The organism is Bacillus sp. AFS059628, assembly GCF_002571225.1.
GTDB lineage: Bacteria > Bacillota > Bacilli > Bacillales > Bacillaceae_G > Bacillus_A.
The window spans coordinates 1-3,095 of the sequence record NZ_NVEC01000158.1 but is presented as its reverse complement, the minus strand read 5'-3'; the positions used below and the strand labels follow the sequence as shown (position 1 = coordinate 3,095).

General features: G+C 31.9%; 5 protein-coding genes and 1 pseudogene. All 6 read right to left on the bottom strand.

Features of this window, described 5'->3' with window-relative positions:
• Positions 1–107 precede the first annotated feature (107 nt).
• The 6 genes and pseudogenes from COL05_RS30705 to COL05_RS30680 all read right to left on the bottom strand — a co-directional run bounded on the left by COL05_RS30705 (position 108) and on the right by COL05_RS30680 (position 2,911).
• Complete coding sequence (locus COL05_RS30705; RefSeq protein WP_098671344.1) at positions 108–488, bottom strand: DUF4181 domain-containing protein; 381 nt, start codon at positions 486–488, stop codon at positions 108–110.
• A 21-nt stretch (positions 489–509) separates the two neighbouring features.
• Positions 510–948 (bottom strand): annotated as a pseudogene (locus COL05_RS30700) (NUDIX domain-containing protein).
• 28 nt (positions 949–976) lie between these two features.
• On the bottom strand, positions 977–1,300 hold the full coding sequence (locus tag COL05_RS30695; protein WP_098671343.1) for a DUF4181 domain-containing protein: 324 nt from the start codon (positions 1,298–1,300) through the stop codon (positions 977–979).
• 68 nt (positions 1,301–1,368) lie between these two features.
• Positions 1,369–2,193 (bottom strand): PP2C family serine/threonine-protein phosphatase, encoded by an 825-nt coding sequence (locus tag COL05_RS30690; RefSeq protein ID WP_098671342.1) that lies wholly within the window; start codon positions 2,191–2,193, stop codon positions 1,369–1,371.
• Entirely contained in the window at positions 2,177–2,689 is a 513-nt protein-coding gene (locus COL05_RS30685) for an HIT family protein (protein WP_098671341.1), read from the bottom strand. Before COL05_RS30685 ends, COL05_RS30690 begins: the two co-directional genes overlap by 17 nt.
• Positions 2,690–2,767: 78 nt before the next feature.
• On the bottom strand, positions 2,768–2,911 hold the full coding sequence (locus COL05_RS30680; RefSeq protein WP_098671340.1) for a septum formation initiator: 144 nt from the start codon (positions 2,909–2,911) through the stop codon (positions 2,768–2,770).
• Between the last annotated feature and the right edge of the window lie 184 nt (positions 2,912–3,095).

The following is a 3,095-nucleotide window of genomic DNA, read 5'->3' as shown; positions in this document are numbered from 1 at the left end:
CCCATTAAAGTGGGATAAATGATGAATTTAAATAAGAAACCATTTAGTAGTAAATGGTTTCTTATTTATTAGTTAACTCTTTATTTGTACCATTAATAATCACCTTATTATGCAGCAGGTGGAACGAAATAAACGAGCATTGAGAGCATCAATATACATGTAACCATGCCCGTTATCGACAGTATATATTCTTTTGATTTTCTATCATACTTCCATTCCATCCATGCTCTTAAAGTCAATGATATCCCTAAATAAACGAACATGACATAAGCCATTTTAGCGTTTTCAAATTTAAACATATAATAACAACTACTTATTACATAAATAATAATAAGCCCTATTTCTATTTTTACATGTAAACTATTCACATGCTTATATCCAAAGAAACCTCTTTTCACCACATTTAATTTTATTCTTAAAAACTGTTCTAATAAGTAACCACCTATAGCCAGTCCAATAATAATAATCAAGATTGTAGAAATGTCCATTGTCATCCCCCTCCTATTACTTTATTTATTTTTAGAAATAAAGTGGACTATATCGGTTATTCTCTTCTAAATAACTTACAATCCCTTTAGGATATGTGGGCTTCTTCTTTAATTCATTTATACTTTTCCAAGTTAATATAATATCCTCATATTCTTTATGTCTTATTTCATTTGTCATTCTCTCTTGAAGAGTCCCCCTATGTATCAATGTACAGTGATGTCCTTTCTCATTGTTCCATTCAAAAATATGCTCATTTACAACGGCTAACTCTTGAACATCAATCTTCAAATCGTATTCTTCCATTAATTCTCGTATTATCGCTTCTTTTGCAGTTTCACTAAATTCAATAGAACCACCTGGAAAACGGTAAAATAATTCATTCTCATCACATTGAACAAGTACTTTAGAATGATCTTCATTTAAAATCATTACTTCAGCGCGTAATTTAGACAATTTCATTTTGTCTCCCCATTTATTCTACATATAATTAAATCCAATAGTTATAAAAGAAATGATTAATCATAATTCCTGTTATTATTAATAATGGAACCGTGTCTAAAGAAATGACATACTCCCTCGATTCTTTATCATATTTCCACTCCATATATGATTGAAAGCAGTATAAAGTTATTAAAAATAGTATGGGTAAATTACTAATATAAATGGGATTGAAAGTGGCAAATATCATCGTAACAATTATATAAGAAATGATAAGAGCCCTAGTCCCCCATTTATGAGCGTTGTTTACATATTTACTATTCCAGTCAGTTTGTTTCGGTATATTTAATTTTTTTCTCACTACTTTTTCCAAAATAACTAAGGATATAATCCATAATACTAATAAAATCCCTTTAGCTAAAAGCAGTGATGTCCCCTCCTTTACTTTTTATCCGGCTGATCACTCGGATACGTAGTATTTCTTTTATTTTCAACATCCCAACTAATAATTGTTGCACTGTCTCGTCCGAATTGATGATGAACGTGCTCTAATACATGATGAACACTTTCTTCCAGTTCTATATCATTTCTATTCATATCGTTATACAGATTTAATGGTGTTTCATAGTGTCGTTCCCCGCATTCTAATACTCCATCTGTAACCATGACAATTCGATTCTTCCCAGTACGTAATTCACGAATTCCTGTTGAATAGCAAGGTACAGATAAATCAAAGGTATTTACATTTCCAATCCATTCGTAAAAGTGACGTTGATTTAATGCATATTGTCCTAACTTATGTAACTCTTCATGAAATACATAAACTAAGCAATCGCCAATAGATAACCACCATATGTAGTTTTCTTTTCTTACACATAGTAAGCACGCTGTTTCACCTTTTACTCTTTTGCACTTTTCTTTAAATAAGGGGGATTGAAAGATTGTAAGTAGATGATTTTCAACAGATCGAAATGCTGTATCAATCGATTCATTCATCATTACTTTTATATTTTCATATTCTTTTTGGATTGTATTTACTACTAAATCAACACTTTCCGCACTATTATGTCCATCTAAAATAGCTGCAAATTCCCAATCACCATTTGACCAAACTAACGCGCCATCTTCGTTCTTTTTTGCTCCGGCGCTTATATTCCCGCCGTATTTTCCAAGTACAGTGTCACCATATTGTTTAACTAAAATTTCTCCTAAGCACATTTCTGTATTTCCAACCCATGAATATTGTCTATTATTTGTTATATGCATATTCACTCACCATATACTTTCGTATTCTTTCGCATAGTTTTTGGATTTTCTCTGCGTCACCATATGGCGCACCATTCCATTTCGCTACTTCAGTCGGTGACCAAAACTCTTTGGGTGTATTTGGATAACGCGGTATGAGGTGCATATGCATATGTGGTACACCATTCCCTGAAACAAAAGCATAAATATGTTCTGCTCCCTCACTTTCTTTTAACGCTTTACTTACCCTACTTGTTATAAGTCCGAACGTTTTTGCTTCTTCATCCGTTAATTCAGCAAGGCCAAGTACATGCCTTTTTATATCTATCATGACATAACCAAGGTATGTTTCTTCATTATCCCAATGGACATGTCCAACATAAACGAGTTCATCTTCGTAAATAGCTCCACCTGGAACTGTAATGTTTCCTCTATGTTTTTCACAAATAAAGCATTTTTGTTCTACTTGATTGTTTGTTGACATATCCTTCACCATCCTTTTTATTAATAATATCATAAAAAAGGAAAAACAGGATTTATATTCCGAAAATTCATTCTTTTAATAGCACATTTTTTGAAATAAATTTAAAACTTACTATTTCTTCAAAAACACAATTCCGATTACTAAACTACTAGTAAAGAACCCCTGAAACACACCGATTACAACCCCTATACCAATACCTATTGCCAAGGCATCATTCCTTTTATTATTTTTAGCCAAAATTGCATCTCCTCCCATCATTTCTCCCTAAATAACATACACTTACTTGAATGTATTAATATATTCACTATCTCACTTGAATATTTCCAAAAAATTCATTTTAACTTTACATATAATATTTTCCATTTTCTGTACATACTCCTTTTATCCCAGTTTAATGGGCAGTAAGACCCCCACCTCAAAATTCAGCGAAAGCAAAGAA